The 18,570-nt window shown below is 73.0% G+C and carries 16 protein-coding genes; 5 read left to right on the top strand and 11 right to left on the bottom strand.

Annotated elements, in window-relative coordinates; all coding sequences use genetic code 11:
• Positions 1-42: 42 nt before the first annotated feature.
• From WMF29_RS09015 to tsaB, 3 genes are all read right to left on the bottom strand, one after another.
• The gene (locus WMF29_RS09015; protein WP_437328455.1) at positions 43-909 is read right to left on the bottom strand and encodes a tetratricopeptide repeat protein; all 867 of its coding nucleotides are present in this window, start codon (positions 907-909) and stop codon (positions 43-45) included.
• A 216-nt stretch (positions 910-1,125) separates the two neighbouring features.
• Complete coding sequence (locus WMF29_RS09010; RefSeq protein ID WP_437328454.1) at positions 1,126-1,974, bottom strand: Crp/Fnr family transcriptional regulator; 849 nt, start codon at positions 1,972-1,974, stop codon at positions 1,126-1,128.
• Positions 1,971-2,783, bottom strand: coding sequence for a tRNA (adenosine(37)-N6)-threonylcarbamoyltransferase complex dimerization subunit type 1 TsaB (gene tsaB / locus WMF29_RS09005; protein ID WP_437328453.1), 813 nt, complete (start codon positions 2,781-2,783; stop codon positions 1,971-1,973). The genes WMF29_RS09010 and tsaB overlap by 4 nt, the downstream gene beginning before the upstream one ends.
• Before the next feature lie 125 nt (positions 2,784-2,908).
• Here tsaB and WMF29_RS09000 point away from each other — a divergent pair, with 125 nt between their 5' ends.
• The 5 genes from WMF29_RS09000 to WMF29_RS08980 all read left to right on the top strand — a co-directional run bounded on the left by WMF29_RS09000 (position 2,909) and on the right by WMF29_RS08980 (position 7,900).
• A complete protein-coding gene (locus WMF29_RS09000) occupies positions 2,909-3,907 on the top strand; it encodes a hypothetical protein (RefSeq protein ID WP_437328452.1) in 999 nt (332 codons plus the stop codon).
• 126 nt (positions 3,908-4,033) lie between these two features.
• Entirely contained in the window at positions 4,034-5,458 is a 1,425-nt protein-coding gene (locus WMF29_RS08995; RefSeq protein ID WP_437328451.1) for a trypsin-like peptidase domain-containing protein, read from the top strand.
• A gap of 126 nt (positions 5,459-5,584) precedes the next feature.
• Entirely contained in the window at positions 5,585-5,824 is a 240-nt protein-coding gene (locus WMF29_RS08990; RefSeq protein ID WP_272101358.1) for a DNA gyrase inhibitor YacG, read from the top strand.
• A 47-nt stretch (positions 5,825-5,871) separates the two neighbouring features.
• A complete protein-coding gene (locus WMF29_RS08985; protein ID WP_437328450.1) occupies positions 5,872-6,693 on the top strand; it encodes a hypothetical protein in 822 nt (273 codons plus the stop codon).
• A 40-nt stretch (positions 6,694-6,733) separates the two neighbouring features.
• On the top strand, positions 6,734-7,900 hold the full coding sequence (locus WMF29_RS08980; protein ID WP_437328449.1) for a PrsW family intramembrane metalloprotease: 1,167 nt from the start codon (positions 6,734-6,736) through the stop codon (positions 7,898-7,900).
• A gap of 141 nt (positions 7,901-8,041) precedes the next feature.
• On the opposite strand, the gene dnaJ is transcribed toward WMF29_RS08980, so the two are convergent.
• The 8 genes from dnaJ to murD form a co-directional block, all read right to left on the bottom strand.
• Entirely contained in the window at positions 8,042-9,127 is a 1,086-nt protein-coding gene (gene dnaJ, locus WMF29_RS08975) for a molecular chaperone DnaJ (RefSeq protein WP_437328448.1), read from the bottom strand.
• A 151-nt stretch (positions 9,128-9,278) separates the two neighbouring features.
• Positions 9,279-10,547: a cell division protein FtsZ gene (ftsZ, locus tag WMF29_RS08970; protein ID WP_437328447.1), complete on the bottom strand. Its 1,269-nt coding sequence runs from the start codon at positions 10,545-10,547 to the stop codon at positions 9,279-9,281.
• Between the two features lie 245 nt (positions 10,548-10,792).
• Positions 10,793-12,103, bottom strand: a complete 1,311-nt coding sequence (gene ftsA, locus WMF29_RS08965; protein ID WP_437328446.1) for a cell division protein FtsA — start codon at positions 12,101-12,103, stop codon at positions 10,793-10,795.
• A gap of 141 nt (positions 12,104-12,244) precedes the next feature.
• On the bottom strand, positions 12,245-13,264 hold the full coding sequence (locus WMF29_RS08960) for an FtsQ-type POTRA domain-containing protein (RefSeq protein WP_437328445.1): 1,020 nt from the start codon (positions 13,262-13,264) through the stop codon (positions 12,245-12,247).
• A complete protein-coding gene (gene murC, locus WMF29_RS08955; RefSeq protein WP_272101351.1) occupies positions 13,261-14,670 on the bottom strand; it encodes a UDP-N-acetylmuramate--L-alanine ligase in 1,410 nt (469 codons plus the stop codon). The genes WMF29_RS08960 and murC overlap by 4 nt, the downstream gene beginning before the upstream one ends.
• Positions 14,670-15,881, bottom strand: a complete 1,212-nt coding sequence (gene murG / locus WMF29_RS08950; protein ID WP_437328444.1) for an undecaprenyldiphospho-muramoylpentapeptide beta-N-acetylglucosaminyltransferase — start codon at positions 15,879-15,881, stop codon at positions 14,670-14,672. Before murG ends, murC begins: the two co-directional genes overlap by 1 nt.
• Entirely contained in the window at positions 15,875-17,197 is a 1,323-nt protein-coding gene (gene ftsW, locus WMF29_RS08945; RefSeq protein WP_437331098.1) for a putative lipid II flippase FtsW, read from the bottom strand. The genes murG and ftsW overlap by 7 nt, the downstream gene beginning before the upstream one ends.
• Positions 17,197-18,567 (bottom strand): UDP-N-acetylmuramoyl-L-alanine--D-glutamate ligase, encoded by a 1,371-nt coding sequence (gene murD / locus WMF29_RS08940; RefSeq protein ID WP_437328443.1) that lies wholly within the window; start codon positions 18,565-18,567, stop codon positions 17,197-17,199. Before murD ends, ftsW begins: the two co-directional genes overlap by 1 nt.
• Positions 18,568-18,570: the final 3 nt, after the last annotated feature.

The following is an 18,570-nucleotide window of genomic DNA, read 5'->3' as shown; positions in this document are numbered from 1 at the left end:
GCGCGCCCCGCGTTACTTCTCGGAAAGCGGCGCGCCGAGGTCCTATTGCAACGTCTGTAACTGTGCAGCGCAGCGCTGCCCTACCGGCGTCGTCGCGTCGATCTCCCGGCACCGCTCGAGATCGGCGCGCGCGTCGTCCACGAGCCCCCTCTTCTCGGCGATGCGGGCGCGCGCGTCGAACGCGTCCTGCAGCCGCGTGCACTCCGGCTGGTCGGTCTCGACCGCCCTCGTCAGCGCCTCGCGCGCCAGATCGAGCTCGCCTCGCTTCTCGTAGGCCAGGCCGAGCCGGTACTGCCCGACGCAGAAGAGCGGCTGCGCGGCGACCGCGCGGCGTAGCGCGTCGATCGCCTCGTCGTTCCTGCCCTTGAGCAGGTACGCCCAGCCCAGGTTGCCCCACGACTTCTCCGGCGAGGCGTACAGGATGTCCTCGGTCAGCGGCTTGAGCACCGCGATCGCCTCGTCGTAGCGCCGCTGATGCACGAGGATGACGCCCAGCGCGTTCTTCGCGTCCCGCATCTCCGGGTTCGCCTCGAGGGCACGCCGCGCCATCTTCTCGGCGCTGTCGAAGCGACAGTCGCTGGACTGAGCATCGCCCGCGCAGAAGCCGAGCAGGATCAACGCGCCGAGGTAGGACGCCTCGGCGTTGTCCTCGTCGTGCGAGAGCGCCTCCTCGACGTGCGCCAGCGCCTCGCGCAGGCGACCGCGCTGGAACGAGTCGCGCGCGAGATCATACTCCGCGAGCGACCGCGCGTCGCTCGTCTGCGCCGAGGGCTGCGCGCCGCCGCACGACGCGAGCGCGAGCGGCGCAAACGACGTAAACGACAGCAGCGACCCCATCGACACGACAGCTGCCGCGCCGCGGATGCACCCCGCGCGGGTCGCTGCTGTCCTGTGTCGCTGCGAGGTCATGTGCGATCTTGAATCCGCTGCCGAACGATGCCGCGGCGCGGCACATTGTCAGGACGGGACTTCGCCTGCCCTGCGGGGAACCCTGAGTAAACCAGGCCGCTTGTCACGTCAACCCGCGAATCTCCCCGGAAGACGCAGCGCGTCCTCAGGATCCCGATTCGGCTTCCAGCAGTCGTCAGGTCGGCGTAGGATGGAGGCGCAGGCGGTTCCTGCTCATCACTGTTCGCCACGGATCTCGTCCTTGAGACCCAGCAGGCCGAACAACCTCCGCAGCGCTTCGATATCGGGGATCTCGAGGCGCTCGTCGGCGACGCGCAGGTACTGTCCCTCCCGGAGCTGCTGGACGGCGCGCTTCACCGTGTCGACGTCGAGGCCGACGCGGGTGGACAGCTCCATCGGCGAGATCGCGAACGAGGCCCCGTTCGAGGCGGCGCCGCCGGTGGCGCGCGACTGCTGCGCGAGCTTGAGGAGCGCGTTCACGACCTTCGACTGCGTGTCGTTGAGCATCATGATCTCGATCTGGTCCTCCGCGTCGCGGAGCCGACCGACGAGCTGCTTGATGATGCGCATCGCGACGGCCGGGTTGCGCTCGACGAGGTTCTGCAGCGTGCCCTGATCGAGCGCGAGCGCGACCCCGCGGGACAGCGCGATCGCCGTCGACGAGCGCGCCGCGCCGCCGAGGAGGGCGGATTCGCCGAACAGATCGCCGGGCTTCAGGACCATCAGGCTGCGCTCGGCGCCGCGGACCTTCTTGATGAGCCGGACCCGCCCTTCCTCGAGGAGGTACGACTCGGTCCCGGGCTCGCCCTCGCGGAAGATGACGTCGCCGGCCTCGAACGGGCGGCCGAACCGGGCGCGGAGCCGCTCGGGATCAGGCCCCGACTCGGCCGGCTCCACGCGGGCGGAGGCCGCGGCAGGCTCGTCGCGCGACGCGGCGGGAACGGAGGGAGAACGAGCTGGCTCCGCTGCCGCGGCGGGCGGCGGAGCGCGCTCCGCGTCGCTGGGGCTCGAGGCCTCGCGCTCCGCGTCGGGTACGACGCCGTCCCCTTCAGGCGAGCTGATCATCGGGGCGGAGTGTATCCCAGCTCGGCCGGCTTCGCGTCCGGCGCGCGCACATAGAGCGGCTCCAGGAGCGCCGGATCGTGCGGGGCCTCCGCTGACCCGCGCTCGCCGCCCGCGGCGGCCGCCCGGAGCCGGTCGATCGCGAGGCGTCCGATCCACGTTGCGTCGGGGAAATCCAGGGCGTCGCCCCGCGCGGCGAGCGGCCGGAGCGCCTCGATCTCCTCGGCGACGGCGCCGACGACGACGATGCGGCGCCCCGCGGCGAGCTCGGCCACGACATCGAACGCCGCGTCGCGCGGCAGGTGTCGCGGCGGGAGCGAAGGCGCCGCCGAGGGCGCGTCGAAGGCGGCCAGGAAGACCTCACCCTTCTTGGCGTCGATCAGCGGGACCAGCAGATCGCCGGGGCTCGCCGCGCCAGCGGCGAAGGCGGCGGCGGCCATCGCCTCGAGCGAGGTGACGCCGGCGACCGGGACGTCGAGCGCGAGGGCGACGCCCTTGGCCGCCGCGACAGCCACCCGGACCCCGGTGAACGAGCCGGGCCCCACGTCGCAGCCGAGCGCCTGCACCGCCGCGGCCGGTATGCCTGCCGCAGCGAGCACCTCGTCGACGGCTCCGAAGATGCGCTCCGCGTGCCCGTGCACGTCGGCGTAGCTCGTCGCCGCGAGCAGCCGCGCGCCCGGCGCCGGCGCCGCGGCGATGGAGGGGGCGCCGCCGCGCAGGGCCGCCGCCTCGGCGTGCAGGTCCACGTCCGCTGCTTCGAAGAGGGCGGCGCTGCCGCGCGGGGTCGAGGTCGAGAGGGCGAGGAGCTTCAAGGCGCGCTCGGGAACGTTGCAGCCGCGATGCTGTCTGGCAGAACCTCGGGCCAAGGGCAACGAGCTTCAGCGATGCGCTGGGGCCGCTGCCCGTCCGACGGGGTCGAAGGGCGGGGTGCGAGCCGATGCGCGATCAACGAGCGATGCTGCCGGCGCTCCTCGTTTCGACGCTCGTCCATCTGGGCGCGTGGAGCTCGGCGAGGCTGTCGCCGGAGGTGCCCGCCCGCGATCCCGCCGCGCCGGCGGCAGAGCGCGAGCCGATCGATCTCTGGACCGGGCTCACGGCCGCGCTGCCGGGCAGCGGCGGCGCCGCGCGCCCGAGCGACGCTCGCAGCGGGCGCGACGAGGCCGCCGGGCGCGACGAGCCGACGAGCATGCCAACGGCGCCCGCTCCGGCCGATGCCAGCCGGCCCACGGCGCCCGCAGAGCGCCATGCAGAGGCCGGCGGCGAGCCGGCGCCGCCCATGACGGCCGCGCCGCGCGGCCAGGCAGCGCCTCGGCCGACGGCGACGCCCCGGCCCAAAGCGACGCCTCGGCCCGCAGAGCGACGCCGGGAGCCCGCGACGAGCGGGGAAGCCGGCGCACCGGCGCGCTCCGCCGCCCCGCGGACGAGCGCCGGCGCCGGAGAGGACGGCGAGGGCGACTTCGGGGCGGCCGGCGTCAGCGCTGTACGCAACCTCGGGCGCGCCTTCACGAGGGCCATCCCGCCCGCGTGCCAGGCGGATCCGATCTGGGCGACGCTCCCGCCCGGAAGCGCGGGGAAAGCGCGCTTCGTGATCGACATCGATGACGCGGGGCACATCGCGACGTGGCGTCCGGAGCCGGGAGGGGAAGAGCCCGCGCGACACCTGAGCAACCTGGCGAAGCGGACGATCGCGCTGCTCGGCGCCGGGACGTTCGCCGTGGCCCGGGGCGCCGTGACGGCGGGAAAACAGACGCTGGAGGTGAGCGCCGTCGTCCGCGTCGGCGAAGGCGCAGGAGAGACGGGCGCTCCTGCCGATCTGGCGTGGCGCTTCGAAGGAGGGCGCGGCAAGGCGTCGTTCGTCCAGCCCGGCGGTCGCCTGGTGGAGGTCGTCGTCCAGGTGGTGCGCACGGAGGTCGCGCGAGGCGCGCCTCCTGGCTGAGCGGCCGGCGCGCCGCGCGTGCCGCCTCGTCCGGCCCACGGGGCAGCTCGGCCGCGGCGCGGAGCGCTTTCCAGCGGGCGGTCCTTGCGCGCTTGCGGTCCCGCCTCGAGGCTCTACGTCGGGCGCGTGGGACGGCTCCGCGCTGCCGCATGGGCGTGTGTCGGGTTCCTCGGGACCGCACCGCTCGCTGCCTGCAACGACCGGGCAGCCGCGCTCTCGCCCCCTCCATCGCCCCGCGGCGCGGTGAGCGCGCCGTGCTCGGTCCTGCGCGCGGAATCGCCGCCCGAGCCGCCGGCGGCCCGCAGCACGATGACCCTGCCTGCGCTGGTCGAGCAGGTGCGGCCGGTGGTGGTGACCATCATCACCCTGCGCGCGCCTTCGTTTCCAGAGGGGCGCGCGAGCCCGGCGCTCCCTTTCGAGGGCCGTGGGCAGCGGGTGGAGCGGGCGATCGGATCCGGGTTCGTGATCACCGAAGAAGGGCTCGTGCTGACGAGCGATCACGTGATCGGCGACGCGTTCGGCATCGAGGTGCAGCTCTCGGACGAGCGCGCCTTCGAGGCGACCGTGGTCGGTCGCGATCCGACGCTCGACGTGGCGCTGTTGAAGCTGCTCGGAGCGGGATCGCTGAGGGTCGCGTCCCTCGGATCGAGCGCGCCGGTCCGGCCCGGCGACGGCGTCATCGTGATCGGGAGCCCGTTCGGGCTCGGACCGACGGTGACCCGGGGCATCATCAGCGCGACGTCGAGGCCCATGGGCACGGGGAGCCTCGACGGCTTCCTCCAGACCGACGCCGCCATCAACCCGGGAAACAGCGGCGGGCCGCTCTTCGACGCGACGGGGCAGGTGATCGGCATCGCGACGGCGATCCACGCCGATGGCCGCGGCATCAGCTTCGCCCTGCCGATCGACGAGGTCCTCGAGATCCTGCCCGAGCTGCGAGAGACGGGCCGCGTGGACCGGGGGCGCATCGGGATCAGCTTCCAGGAGGTGACCTCGCAGCTCGCGCGGGTGCTCCGGCTGCCAGGGCGGATGGGCGCGCTGATCACGGAGGTCGAGCCGGAGGGCCCCGGATCGCGGCTGGGCTTCAGGCCGGGCGATGTGATCACCTCGGTCGAGGGGCGCCGCGTCGAGCACGCGCGCGAGCTCGCGCGCATCCTCCGGCGAGCCAAGCCGGGAGACGAGGTGGAGCTCATCTACAAGCGCGACGGCGCGGACCGGCGCGCGACGATGAAGCTCGATCCGTCGGCCCCCCACGAGCCGTCGCCGAGCTGGCGCGCGCCGGACGATCGCGCGCCGAGGGACGCCGAACAGCCGCCGTTCGGCGTGCTGGCGAGCGACGCGCTGGAAGGAGCGCGCATCGAGTCGATCGCGCCTCGGAGCCCCGCGGCTGGCCGCCTCGAGGTGGGCGACGTGGTGCTCGACCTGAACGGCGCGCCGGTGCGTGGCGGCGCCGACCTGACCGCGCGCCTGGGCGCGGCGGCACACCAGGATCTCCTGTTGCGGGTACGGCGCCACGGCGCGCCCCGCTACCTCGCGGTCCCGGCGCGCTGAGCGGGCGTCGCGGCTGCGAGCTCGGTCCAGCGCGCCGAGCGCGGGCGACACACTCACCGAGCGCGGGCCAGCTGCTCACCGAGCGCGGGCTACATGCCCGCAATGGACGCTGCTACGTTACGCCGGATGGGAGCTTTGGCAGGCGCGAGGTGCCCGATTTGCCGCAAGTCGGCGGGGCTCAGGCCCGAGAACCCGGTCTTTCCGTTCTGCTCGCCTCAGTGCAAGCTGGTGGACCTCGGCCGCTGGCTCGACGGTGGCTACCGGGTGCCTGGCCCGCCCGTCTCATCGACAGGGGACGCCGAGACCCTGGAATCGAAGGGACGAACCGACGGACTCGACGGGAACATCCAGGAAGAGGACGAATGATCGCTCGTCGCGCGCTTTGCTTGCTCACCGTTCTCACGTCGGCATCCATGACCTCCGCGGCCCTGGCACAGCAGGGGCAGCCGCTCCCGGGGACCTCGACGAGCGTCGGCGCTGCCTCGCCCACCGGCGCCGCGGCCGCGCAGCCGAACCCGTACGATCCATCGATGCAGGCCGGAGGCCTGGCGCCGCCCCCTCCGATGACCACGCCCGAGCCAGAGCCCACCGCCCCCGATGGCACGGAGCACCGCCTCGACGAGGCCAAGGAGCGGGACTCGGGGCGCGGCCTCGAGATCGTCTGGCTGAACGTCGAGGGGGGCTACGAGAACGTCGGTCTCCAGACGTTCAACATCGACGAGGACGACTTCACGGCCGGGTTCGTTTCGAGCGCGGCGAACGGGGGCGTCGTCGGCGCCGGGGTCGGCGTCCGGCTCCTGTACTTCACGCTGGGCGCCCGCGGACGGGTCGGGTTCTTCAGCGACTGGCAGCTCTTCACCCTCGGCGGCGAGCTCGGCATGCACCTGCCGCTCGGCAGGCTCGACCCGCACGTCGATCTGGGCTTCGGCTACGCCGGCCTCGGCAGCGTCAAGAGCGCGGTGAGCGGCGCGGCCGACGCCATCGCGATCCGCGGCTTCTACGGAAGGGTCTCCGGCGGGCTCGACCTCTACCTGTCGCCGGTCTTTTCGATCGGCGCGAACGCGAGCTGGGAGCTCCTAGCGCTGACCAGGCCGGGGCTCTCCTCGGCCGCGATCGATCGGATCAAGGGCGGAGCCGCCGCGCCTCAGCAGGCCAAGGCCGATCTGCTCGCGGCCGAGGGGTCCAGCGTGGGCTCGGCGCTCGCCCTGACCGCGGTCGCCGGGCTCCACTTCTAGCCGCAGCGAAGCCAGCTCCGCCGCCCCACTTCTCGCGCCCATGAACGCCGCCGCCGCGCTCCTCTGGCTCGCCACCGTCGCCGCGCCGCTCGGAGGGCTGGCCGCGCTCCTCGTCTGGTCGCAGCGCCTCTATGGCAGGCGCCGGTTCGCGGTGGGGACCGCGTTGCTCGGCGCGCTCGCGTTCGTGCCGGCGCTGCTCATCGAGACCTTCCTCCAGCGCTGGCAAGGCCTCGACAAGTCCGCCAGCACGCTCGACGCCGTCACGCTCGTCTACATCTTCGTGGTCACGGCGCCGCTGGAGCAGGGGCTCAAGGTGGCGGCGGTCGCGCCGTTCGCGCGGCTGCGCGCGGTGGAGGAGCCGTTCGATGGGCTCGTCTACGCGGCCGCCGCGGCGCTCGGGTTCGTGTCGGCCCGCAACGCCGTGTACCTGTGGGGCCGGCCGCTGGACCCGCTCGACATCGCGCGGGCCCTCCTCGCCGTGCCGGCGCACCTCTTCTTCGCCTCGCTCTGGGGCTACGCGCTGGGCCGCGAGCGCACCCGGCCGCTGGGCGGCCGCCGCTTCAACGCCATGTGGCTCGGCGCGATGCTGCTCAACGGCGCCTACGACTACATCGTCTTTGCGTGCCGCCCGGTCGCGCTCTTCATCGCGGCGCCGGTGCTCCTCGGCACCGGCCTCGTGACCTTCCTCGCGGCCCGCGACCTGCTCCGCCGAGGCGCGTCGCCGCACAGCTCGCAGCGCAGGGAGCGCCGCTTCCTTCCGCGAATCGCTCCGCCGTCGCTCGGAACGTTGCGTGAGGCGCTCAGACGCACCGAACGACCGGTGACGCTCACGTGGATCGCCTTCGGCGCGCTCGTCACGGTCGGGGTGATGACGACCGCGCTCGCGGCCGCTGTCGCGCTCGGCCACCGCTTCGGCGTCGACTTCGCGGCGGTGGACCGGGGCGACGCCTCGACCGCCGCGGCGGCGCCGCTCCTCTTGCTCGTCGCAGGGGCGATCGCAGCCTTTCCCGTGGCTGGCTATCTCGTCGCCCGGGCCTCGTCGACGGGCAGCATCCTGGAGCCGGCCGCCTCGGCGGCGCTCGCCATCCTCGGTTCTCTCGTGCTGCTCGGCCTCGCGGCGCCCGTCGCGGTCGTGTTCGCGGCCGCGCTCGCCCCCATCGCTTTCAGCCTCGCTTGCGCAGGCGCCTGGATCGGCACGACGCGCTGAACGCGCCGCAGGCTCACGCCTGGCGCCGGAAATCCTGCCAGCTCGCCGGTCGTCGGCGCCGCGCCCGCGCGTCCCCGACTTCGTCTCCGCGCAGCGCCGCCCCACGCCGCAGCGCTGGCCGCAGCTCGTCGACCAGCAGCGCTACGCGGTCGCCGCCTTCGCCGCCGGCTGGTGCTTGGCTACCTCGTCCTGGAACCTGCGGAGCAGCTCCTGCGCCGCAGGCGACAGGTTCCGCGGCACCTCGACCTGGATGATCACCTGGAGCGCTCCGCGGCCGCGACCGTCGATCCGGGGCGCGCCCTTGCCCTTGACCGAGATCACCTCGCCGGGCTGCACGCCCGCCGGGACCTCGACGTCGACCGCCGTGTCGTCGGGCAGGTCGATCTTGACCGTGCTGCCGAGCGCCGCGTCGGCGAAGGAGATGGGCGCGCGCGTGATGAGGTCGAGCCCGTCGCGCTCGAAGCGCTCGTCCGCGGCGAGATCGACGTCGACGTACAGATCGCCGGGCGGCGCGCCCTGGGCGCCCGGCATGCCCTGCCCCGGTACCCTGAGCCGCTGGCCGCCGTCGATGCCGGCCGGGAAATTGACGACGACCTTCCGCGTCTTCTCGACCGCGCCGAACCCCTTGCAGGTGGCGCAAGGCGTCTTGATGACAGACCCCTCGCCCGAGCATTCGGGGCACGTCTGCGTGAACATCACGAAGCCGCGCGAGGTCGAGACCTGCCCGGCGCCGCCGCACGTACCGCACGGCTTGCGCTTGGTCCCCGGCTTCGCCCCCGAGCCGGAGCAGTCGTCGCACGCCACCGGCGTGCGCAGGACGACCTCCCGCTTGCAGCCGAGCAACGCGTCCCGCAGCGAGAGCCGCTGCTGAACCCGGATGTCCTGGCCGCGCGCGGGCCCGCGCCGCCGGCGCTGCCCGCCGCCGAAGCCGCCGAAGAACTCCGAGAAGATGTCCTGGAAGTGAGAGAAGATGTCGCCGTCGGCCGCGCCGCCGATCCCCTCGAGACCGGCGTGCCCGAACTGGTCGTACCGCCTGCGCTTCTCCTCATCGGAGAGGACCTGGTACGCCTCCGTGGCCTCCTTGAAGCGGGCCTCCGCCGACGCATCGCCGGGGTTCCGGTCCGGATGGTTCTTCAACGCAGCCTGACGATAGGCCTTGCGAATGTCGTCAGGCGTCGCGTCCCGCGCGAGGCCAAGAACTTCGTAGAAGTCGCGCTTTTCACTCATGAATCGTGGACCGCCGCGTCGATCCTGCCCGACAGCGGGCACAGGCGCCGGCTGACCATAAGTCGTCGTGCGCGCCTGTCAACGCGTAATACAGCGTGAACGCCCGCGGTGGCTGCGCACCGGGAGTTCTTCCGTGCGGGCTGCGGCGCTGCTACTGGCCCCGGCGCTGGAACGCGGGCGTGTCCCAGTCGGAGTCGAGCGGAGGGACGAAGCTCGCGCGGTCGCGCGGGCCGCCGCCTGCCGCCTGCACCTGCGGCGCGGGCCGGCGGGTGGTCGGATACGCGACCTCTTCGTGCCGGTGCGGCTGGCGCTGCGTCATGGGCATGGGAGGAACGCTCGGGGCGGAGCGGCCCGACATCGGCCCTGCCGCCGCGGCCAGCGACGCTCCGATCGAGTGCGCGGTGGCGCGCGGCTGCGTGGCGCTCGCGAGCTGCTGCGGGACCTCGGCGACGAGGTGATCGAAGCCGGTCGCGATGACCGTGACCTTGATCATCTCGCCCATGTTCTCGTCGATCGTCGCGCCGAAGATGATGTTCGCGTCCTCGTGCGCCTGCTCCTGCACGAGCGTCGCGGCCTCCTCGATCTCGCGCATCCGCATGTCGGGGCCGCCGACGATGTTGATGAGCACGCCGGTCGCGCCCTCGACCGAGATGTCGTCGAGCAGCGGCGAGCTGACGGCCATCTCGGCGGCGAGGCGAGCGCGGCCCTGCCCCTTCGCGCAGCCGGTGCCCATGAGCGCGCGGCCCATGTTCGACATCACCGTCTTCACGTCCGCGAAGTCGACGTTCACGATCCCGTTCTGCGTGATGAGATCGCTGATGCCCTTGATCGCCTGATAGAGCACCTCGTCCGCCTTGCGGAACGCCTCGACGAACGAGAGGTCCTCGTCGCCCAGCGAGAGGAGCTTCTGGTTCGGGATCGTGATGAGCGTGTCGACGTGCTCCGCGAGCATCGCAAGGCCGAGCTCGGCGCGGCGCGAGCGCTGCTTGCCCTCGAAGAAGAACGGCTTCGTCACGACGCCGACGGTGAGGCAGCCCTCCTCGCGCGCGAGCTGCGCGATGACCGGCGCGGCGCCCGTGCCCGTGCCGCCGCCCATCCCCGCGGTGACGAACACCATGTCCGCGCCCTGGAGGCACTCCTTCACCCGCGTCACGTCCTCGAGCGCCGCCTTGCGGCCCTTCTCGGGATCGGCGCCGGCGCCGAGACCGCGCGTGACGCTCGCCCCGATGTGGAGCTTGGTCGGGGCGAGGCTCGATCCGAGCGCCTGGGCGTCGGTGTTGACGACGATGAACTCCACGCCCTCGAGGCCGAAGTTGATCATCGTGTTGACTGCATTGCCACCAGAACCGCCACAACCGATGACCTTGATCCGGGCGTCGTACCCGGTGTGCTCGTCGGCAAACTCGATGGAGAAACTCATGAACTCCTCCCGGGGAAGTACAGCTAGCCGCTCGGCCCGGCGCCGACCCCTGCGGAGGTCGAGCGGCTCGGAACCCTCAGTGCGCGAGGACGTCCTCGCTCCGGACGGTCTTCGGAGGGGCGCCTCTTCCCCTTCGAACACCGCGCTTCAAACTCTCTTGACGTCGCGCTCAAGAGCGATCGCCGGTGCGCTATCGGACCCTCTCAAACCCAATTCTCTAACAACTTTCTCTTGCCACGTCATGCCTAGAATGCTGCTCGAAGCCAGTTCCAGAACCTCCCGCTCGACCTCTTTTCAATCGGCATTTCTTCGACGACATCTCGACGCAGCTCGCGCTCGCGGAGCTTCTCGCGACGGATCTCCGCGCGTCCTGCGTGGCCGGCGTCGAGCGTCACCGGCGTGAGCGCGCGCGCCTGCGCGAGTGCGTTGGCGCCGTACTGAACGAGGCCCACGCCGGTCGCGTACTGCGGGCCGGCCACGAGCTGCGTGATGCCTCGCACGCCGACCGGCACGCCGAGGCGCACGGGCATCCCGAGGATCTCCTCGGCGAACTCCGTCATCCCTTCCATGAGGACGCCGCCGCCGGTGACCACCGCGCCGGCCGAGAGCTGCTCGAGCATCCCCGTGTCCTCGATCCGCTTGCGGATGACCGCGAAGATCTCCTCGACGCGAGGCTCGATGATGTCCGACAGGACGCGGCGCGCCGCCTTGCGCGGCATGTGCCCGCCGACGCCGGGGACCTCGATCTCCTCCTCGTCGCCCACCATTCGGCCCAGGGCGCAGCCGGCGTTGCGCTTCAGGCGCTCGGCCTCGCCCATCGGCGTGCGCAGCCCGGCGGCGATGTCGGCCGTCACGTTGTTGCCGCCCGCCGGGATGACGCTGGCGTGCGCGATTCCGCCGTCCACGTAGAGGAGCAGGTCGGTCGTACCGCCGCCGATGTCGATGATGGCGACGCCGATCTCCTTCTCGTCCTCGGAGAGGACCGCCTCGGCGCTCGCGAGCGGCTCCAGCACCACGTCGGCCACGGTGAGGCCGCAGCGCTCCGCGCAGCGGACGACGTTCTGCACGCACGAGGTCGCGGCGGTGATCAGGTTCACCTTCACCCCGAGCCGGACGCCGCTCATCCCGACCGGGTCGCGGATGCCGTCCTGGTTGTCGACCGTGAACTCGCGCGGCAGGACGTGCAGGATCTGACGATCGGCGTCGACCGGGATGGCCCGCGCGCCCTCGAGGACGCGCTCGACGTCCAGCCGCGTGACCTCGCCGCCGGAGACCGCGGCGACGCCGTCGGACTGCTGGCAGCGGATGTGGCTGCCCGCGACGCCGGCATACACGGTGCGGATCTCGACGCCCGCCATCGTCTGGGCGGCCTCGATCGCCTCGGCGATCGAGCGCACCGTCCAGTCGATGTTGCTCACCACGCCCTTCCGCAGGCCGCGGCACGGGACGTTGCCCACCCCGAGGATGGTGATCCCATCAGCGTCGATCTCGCCAACGACCGCCGAGACCTTGGTCGTCCCGATGTCGAGTCCGACGACGATCTCAGTAGTCTCCATCCGGCTCTTCATTGCGTGCACCACCTCATGCGGGGACGAGCCCCATGCGCGTGTAAGGCGGGCACGACGCTGCCATGAGCCAGCAGCACCGGCCAAGTTTTGCTCGGCGATCGCCGGCGCGGAGAGCGGGCACGACGGCGCTCATCTCATCCTCACCACGACGCGCTCGGGGTGCGCGTCGTTGTCGAGGAAGATCACCGACGCGCTCGCCTTTCGCTGGGCGAGCTCGGTGAGCACCCGCGACGCCTGGGCGACCTTGTCCCGGTAGGGCGGCTGCCCGAGGTGGAGCGAGATCGCCTCCTTCCCGATGGTGGCGACGATCGACCCGTCCCGCTCGACGTGGAGCTCCTGGGTCGGATAGCGGCGCGCGACGCCGGCGCGCTCCAGGTCCTCGACCACGTCGAGCAGGCTCCGGACCGCGATGACGACGCCGGGGCGATCCCGCGCCACCTGTTCGCCGGTGATCCCCGTGACGATGGGGAGGTCGACAGGGTCGTCCTCGGCGAGCTCCTTGAAGAGCTCGCCGTCGCGCGTCGCGAGGTAGAGATCGCCGCCGATCGCGACCATGGCCTGCGCCTCGCGCTCGACGACGTCGACGTGGATCGTCGAGGGGAGCCTGCGCGTGACCGTCGCCTTCTCGATCCAGGGGTCGGTGGCGATCGAGGCGCCGGCGAGCTCGAGATCGAGCGTGAAGATGTTCTTGCCCACCTCGATGCCGCCGGAGCTGGCCACCTGCTCAGCGGTCCGGCGCTGGACGCCGTCGACGAGCACCGTGCGCACGGCGAAGCGAGGGCTCGACACGATGTAGCGGCGCGCGCCCCACGCGACGGCGGTCGAGGCGACGAGCACGACGGCGGCGCCCGCGAGCAGCTGCAGCGCGCGGAGGTGGCGCGCGATCGGCCGCCGAGGGCGCGCCGCGGGGGGCGCGCCGTCCTTCGCCGGCGGGCGCGGCGGGCGCACGGAGACGCTCGTCGCCGGCGGGGCCGGCGACTCGTGCGACGACGGGGTCGACGCGCGCACGCGCTCGTTCTTCGGCGGCACCGCCGCGACGGGCTCGGGCTTCGAGCCGCGCGCGGAGGCCGCCCGGACCGGCGGCGCCGCGGGCACCGAGGGCAGCGTGCGGCGGCGGTTCGGCGGGGGCGCGCTGGGACGCTCGGTCATGAGCTGCCCTCCTGCGGCGGCGACTTCGCCTCGAGCCGCGCCTTGAGCCCCCGCACGCACGCGTTCACGTCGCCCGCGCCGAGCGCGATGACCACGTCGCCGGGCCGGACGATCTTCTCGAGGGCCTCCGGGAGGTCGGCCTTGTCGGCGATGAAGCGCGCGTCATGGTGGCCGTGCTCCCGGATCGACTGGACGAGGCGGTCCGCGGTGACGCCGGGGATCGGCGGCTCGCCCGCGGCGTAGATGTCCGTGACGAGCAGGACGTCGGCCTGGTTGAAGGCGCGCGTGAACTCGTCGAAGAGATCGCGCGTGCGGGTGTGCCGGTGCGGCTGGAAGGCCACGACGACGCGGTGATCCTCGCCGGGGAACGCCCGGCGGGCCGCGTCGATGGTGGCGCGGATCTCGGCCGGGTGGTGGCCGTAGTCGTCGATCATCGTGACGCCGCCGATCGATCCGACGACCGTGAAGCGGCGAGCGACGCCGCCGAACGTGGCCAGCGCCTGCTTGGTGACGTCGAGCGGCACCTCGAGCTCGTCCGCGACCGCGATGGTGGCGAGGCAGTTGAGGACGTTGTGCGCGCCCGGCATCTTCACCGTGAAGCCGCCGAGCGGCTCCCCCCGGCGGTACGCGTTGAAGCTCGTCTCGAGGCCGCGGAACTGGATGCCGCGCGCCGAGTAGTCCGACTGCGGCGAGACGCCGTACGTGACGTGGCGGCGCGGGATGCGCGGGAGCAGATCCTGGACGTGCGGGTGGTCGAGGCAGAGCACGGCGAGCCCGTAGAACGGGACGCGCGCGGCGAACTCGACGAAGGCGTCCTTGATGCGCTCGTGCGTGCCGTAGTGATCGAGGTGCTCGGGGTCGATGTTGGTGACCACCGCGATCGTCGGGGTGAGCCGCAGGAACGATCCGTCGCTCTCGTCGGCCTCGGCGACGAGCAGGTCACCGGCGCCGAGCCGCGCGTTCGTGCCGAGCGCCGCCATCTTGCCGCCGACGACGACGGTGGGATCGAGGCCGGCGGCGCGCAGGACGGTGGCGACCAGGGAGGTCGTCGTGGTCTTGCCGTGCGAGCCCGCGATCGCGACGCCGTACTTCACGCGCATCAGCTCGGCGAGCATCTCCGCGCGCCCGATCACCGGGGTGCCGAGCGCGCGCGCCTCGGTGAGCTCGGGGTTCTCGGGGCGGATGGCGCTCGAGTACACGACGACATCGACGCCGCGGACGTTCTCGGCGCGGTGGCCGATGTCGATCCGGACGCCGAGCGACGTGAGCCGCCGCGTCGTCGAGCTCTCCTTGAGATCCGAGCCGGAGACCTCGAACTCGAGCGAGCGCAGGATCTCGGCGAGGCCGCTCATCCCGACGCCCCCGATGCCGACGAAATGGACGTGGCGAACGCGACCGCGGAACATCAACCTGCCTCCTCCCAGCCGAGGCCAGCGCCGAGCGGCGCGGCCTGGTTCGTCACGACGCCGCGCTGCGCCTCGTCGACGCGCTCGCCGCGAGCGCCCAGGGTGGGGAAGCGCAGCGCGCGGTGGCGCGGAGCCCGCGCGAGCTCGAGCAGATCGGCGGCGACGCGCGCCGCGGCGTCCGGCGTGCCGAAGGCCGCCGCGGCGTCCGCCATGCGGGCGCGGAGCGCCGGGGCCGCCGCGAGCCGGATGATCTCGTCGGCGAGGCGCGTCTCGGTGGCGTCGGCCTGCGCGATGGCGACCGCGGCGGAGGCCCGCTCGAGGGATTGCGCGTTCCTCAGCTGGTGATTGTCGGCCGCGAACGGGTAGGGAATCAGGATTGAAGGGCGCCCGACGGCGCAGAGCTCGGCGAGCGTCGACGCGCCCGCGCGGGCGATCACGACGTCGGCCGCGGCGAGCGCCTCCGCCACGCCGTCGATGAACGGGACGACGCGCGCGCGCCCCGCGAGGCCGAGCTCGGCGTAGAGCGACCGGACCGCCGCCTCGCGATCCCTGCCCGTCTGGTGCACCACCTCGAGCTCGACGCCGCGCTCGCGGCCTCGCGCGATCGCGCGAGGGACGACGTCGTTCAGCGCCAGCGCGCCCTGGCTGCCGCCGAGCACCAGCAGGCGGAGCGCGCCCTCGCGCGGCGCGTACGGGGCGCGGGCGAAGGCGCGCCGGAGGGGGACGCCGAAGAGGCGCACGGTGCTCGGGCGCAGCGCGCGCGCCGTCTCCGGGAAGGCGACGTACGCGCGATCGACGATGGGCGAGAGCAGCCGGTTCGAGAGCCCGAGGACGCTGTTCGGCTCCAGGATCGCGACCGGCACGCCGAGCGAGCGGGCCGCGAGGGAGACCGGTCCGCCGGCGTACCCGCCGAGCGAGAGCGCCACGCGGGCGTCGAGCCGCTCGACGAGCCGCCTCGCCTCCGGCAGGACGCTGCTCGCGCGGGCAGCGCCGCGCACGAAGCCGGCGAGGCCGCCCCCGCGGAGCGGCAGGACGTGGAGCAGCTCGAGGTCGTCGCCGCGCTCGCCCATCACGCGCACCTCGATGCCGCGCGCGGTGCCGACGTAGACGACGCGCGCGTCGGGCGCCGCGGCGCGGACGGCGTCGCCCACGGCGATCATCGGGAAGACGTGGCCACCGGTGCCGCCTCCGGCGATGAGCACGGTCACCATGTGCCGCCCTCCTCGGCCGACGCGGCGACCACGGCCGACGCGCTCGGCGCGTGCGGGATCGGCGCAGCACCCGCCTCGCCGCGCTTCTCGGGCGCCACGACGGTCCGCGACCGGCTGATGCTGAGCAGGATGCCTGCGGCCACGGCGTTCACGAGCAACGAGGAGCCGCCATAGCTGAGGAACGGCAGCGTGAGCCCCTTCGTGGGGAGGATCGCCATCGCGACGGCGAGGTTCGTCATCGCCTGCACCCCGAAGAGCGTCGCGATGCCGAACGCCATGAAGCTGCCGTAGTCGTCGGCCGCCTCGAGGGCGATCTTCACGCCCCGCGAGACGATGACGAGGTAGGCCGCGCACAGGCCGACGATGCCGACGAAGCCGAGCTCTTCGCCGACGATCGCGGACACGAAATCGGTGTGCGCCTCCGGCAGGTAGAGCACCTGCAGCCCTCGCCCGAGGCCGAGGCCGAAGAGCCCGCCCGAGCCGAAGCTCATGACCGACTGGAACGGCTGGTAGGCGAGGTCCGCGCGGTTGTTGTCCATGTCGATCCACGCGAGGTAGCGCGCGTAGCGGTAGCCGCTGAAGCGAACGAGCGCGGCGCCGGCGAGCGCCAGCAGCATGGAGAAAGCGGCGATGTACGGGACGCGCGCGCCCGCCACGAACAGCAGCGTGAAGGTCAGGAAGAGCAGCACGACAGCGCTGCCGAAGTCGGGCTGCTTGAGGCAGAGGAGCATCAAGAGCCCGACGACGAGGAGGTGCGGGAGGAAGCCGACGGAGAACGACTTGATGCGCTCGGCCTTCTTCGACAGCGAGTAGGCGAGCCAGAGCACGATGCCGAGCTTGGCCACCTCGGCCGGCTGCACGTGGACCGGGCCGAGCGAGATCCATCGGTAGGCGTTGCCGGCCTTGTGGCCGAGCCCCGCCACGCAGGCGACGAGCATCGCCGTGACGGTGATGAGCACCGGGTACGTGAGGACCTTGAGCCGGCGGTGATCGATGCGGCTCGTGATCCACATCGCGGCGACCGAGAGGACCGCGTAGACCGCCTGACGCTTGAGGAAGAACTGGGCGTCCTTGTAGCGCACCGTCGCCTCGACGGCGCTCGCGCTGTAGACCATCACCACGCCGAAGCCGATGAGGGCCGTGACGACCGCCGCGAGCAGGGCGTCGACCGGCCCCGACGGGCTCGATCGCACCTTCCAGAAGGCCTCGGCGGCCGCCGCGATCCCGCCCGGCGCCGCCTTCTCCTGGTCCGTGGGACCGACGTGCCGGTTCTTGGGCGCATCGCCGCGCGCGCCGAACGCGCCGCTCCACGACATCACGACGCCACCTCCCCGGCGGCAACGCCGGCAGCTCCCTGGAGCTCGCGGACCGCGCGGACGAAGGCGTCGCCGCGATCCTTGTAGTCGCGGAACATATCGAAGCTGGAGCACGCGGGGCTGAGCAGCACCGCGTCGCCCGGCCGCGCGAGGGAGCGCGCCGCCAGGACCGCCTCCTCCATCGAGCCCGCCCGCGCGATCGGCAGGGCGCCGGCGGCCGCAGCGGCGATGCGGTCCGCGGCCTCGCCGAGGACGACGAGGGCGCGCCCCCGCTCGCGCAGCGCCGAGACGAGCGGGGCGTAGTCGCCGAGCTTGTCGCGCCCGCCCGCGATCAGGACGGCCTTCGCCTCGCGCAGGCCAGAGAGCGCGGCGACGGAGGCGCCGACGTTGGTCCCCTTCGAGTCGTCGTAATAGCGGACACCGTCGACGTCCGCGACGAGCGCGGTCCGGTGCGCGAGCCCCTCGAAGCTCGAGAGCGCGTCGCCGATAGCCGCCGCGGGGGCGCCGAGCGCGGCGGCGAGCGCGACGGAGGCGCAGGCGTTCGCGAGGTTGTGCGCGCCCGTGAGCCGCACGCGATCCAGCGGGTAGCTCGCGCCGGCGACGCGGTCGACGATCGCGTCCCCCGCGGCGCTCACGTCCGCGCGGGCGTCGCGCGCGCTGAACGTCACGACGCGGGCGCGCCCGCGCGCCGCCTGGCGGGCGACGAGCTCGTCGCCGAGGGGGACGACCGCGACGTCGTCGGGCGTCATGCGCTCGAACGGGTTGCCCTTCGCGTCGGCGTACGCCGCGAAGCTCGGGTAGCGGTCGAGGTGATCGTCCGTGATGTTCAGCAGCGCGTGGGCGCGGGCGTGCAGCGTCGGGACGCGCTCCGCCTGGAAGCTCGAGATCTCGAGGACGAGGACGTCCCACGTCTGGTCGACGACCTCGGCGAGGGGAGTCCCGAAGTTGCCGCCGACGAACGTGCGCAGGCCGGCCCGCTCGAGCATCACGCCCGTGAGCGCCGTCGTCGTGCTCTTGCCGTTGGTCCCGCCGACGAGCACGACGGGCGCCGAGACGAAGCGCGACGCGAGCTCGAGCTCGCCGATGACCTCGCGCCCGGAGCGAGCGACGGCGTCGAGCGCGGGGAACGACGGCACGCCCGGCGAGACGACCACGAGGTCGGCGCCGTCGAACAGCGCCGGGTCGTGCCCTCCCGGCGCGAGGGCGACGCCCTCGCCCTCAAGGGCCGCGGCCGCGGCGGAGAGCCGCTCGCGCGGCGCGCCGTCGTTCGCGATCACGCGCGCGCCGCGCGCGTTCAGGAGGCGCGCGGCCGCGACGCCGCTCCGGCCGAGCCCCACGACGATCACTGTTCGCCCGCGGACGTCCATCATGCC

This window comes from Sorangium sp. So ce381 (genome assembly GCF_051473845.1).
Classification (GTDB): domain Bacteria; phylum Myxococcota_A; class Polyangia; order Polyangiales; family Polyangiaceae; genus Sorangium; species Sorangium atrum.
This window is presented reverse-complemented; position numbering and strand designations above follow the sequence as displayed.